Raw genomic sequence first — 1,112 nt, forward strand, 5'->3', positions numbered from 1 at the left:
GGCCGGCGCACCGTCTGGGGTGGCCGCCACGAGGTCCGCCCTATCCTGTACATGGCGGCCGTCACCGCAATCCGGTGTAACACGCGCATCGCCGCCGCCTACCGAGGCCTGCGCGAGCGGGGCAAGCCGGCCAAGGTCGCCCTGACCGCATGCATGCGCAGGCTCATCACCATGCTCAACGCCATGCTGCGGGATGGCCGCCCGTGGGACGCCGGCACGGCCTCGAGGTGATGGTGAGCCTCAGGCCCAGCTGGGACCACGCAGGCGAACGGCGCCGCCTGCGCGGCTCCTCGCGAAGCGCGAGGCCGGTCTCGGCGTGTAGTTCTACCCGGGGACGGCCGCGGACTGCCGAGCGCCGGCGATCTTCTTGGCAGCCAGCTCCGCCACGATCAGGACCGGCACGTGTGTGTTCACGCTTGGTATCTCGGGGATCACCGAGGCGTCCACCACCCTCAGGCCGTCCACCCCCCAGACCCCGAGATCACGCGCATCGACGACGCTGCGTTCCGGGTCGAGCCCGAACGCGCAGGTGCCAACGTAGTGGAAGTACGTGCTCGTATTCCTCTCGATGAACGCCTCGGGGCCATCGGGCGCGAAATCGCGGAGCCTCAGCACGCCGCGGCGCCAAGGATCGAGGGCGCGCGCGTTGCCGACCTCCAGCGCCCACTCCAGGCCCCTCCGGAGCGCGGTCCGGTCCGCCGCCGTCTCCAGGTAGTTGGGATCGATCAGGAGCGAGGCGTTCGGGTCGGCACTGGCGAGCCGGACCCGGCCCCGGCTGGTCGGTTTGATCACCGACGGCCAGACGACGTAGGCCTGGCGCACGTCGTAGACCGCGCTCGCGAACGCGAAGTGGACCGTGACGAGCTGCACGTTCGGCGCCTCCGCGGGCGAGTTCGTCCGCAGGTAGGCGACGGTGGAGATGCCGTTGGTCACCGGTGGCGGCAGCTCTCGGCTCGTCGGGAAGTGGAAGCCGCTCAGGAGCGGATGGTCCTGCAGGTTGCGCCCGACCGCCGGCAGGTCTTGTCGAGGACGGACGCCTACCTCGCGCAGCTCGCCGGCCGGGCCGATGCCCGACAGCAGGAGCAGCTTCGGCGTGCCAAACGTACCGGCGC

The 1,112-nt window shown here is 70.9% G+C and carries 1 protein-coding gene and 1 pseudogene; one reads left to right on the forward strand and one right to left on the reverse strand.

Features of this window, described 5'->3' with window-relative positions; translation table 11 throughout:
• Positions 1 to 231 (forward strand): annotated as a pseudogene (locus EQG76_RS20240) (IS110 family transposase); the annotation flags it as partial.
• A 93-nt stretch (positions 232 to 324) separates the two neighbouring features.
• Here the strand turns inward: EQG76_RS20240 and EQG76_RS20245 are convergent.
• The coding region (locus EQG76_RS20245; RefSeq protein ID WP_200840973.1) for a GMC family oxidoreductase at positions 325 to 1,112 on the reverse strand (788 nt) is incomplete at its 5' end.

The organism is Geminicoccus flavidas, from assembly GCF_009806515.1.
Classification (GTDB): Bacteria; Pseudomonadota; Alphaproteobacteria; order Geminicoccales; family Geminicoccaceae; genus Geminicoccus; species Geminicoccus flavidus.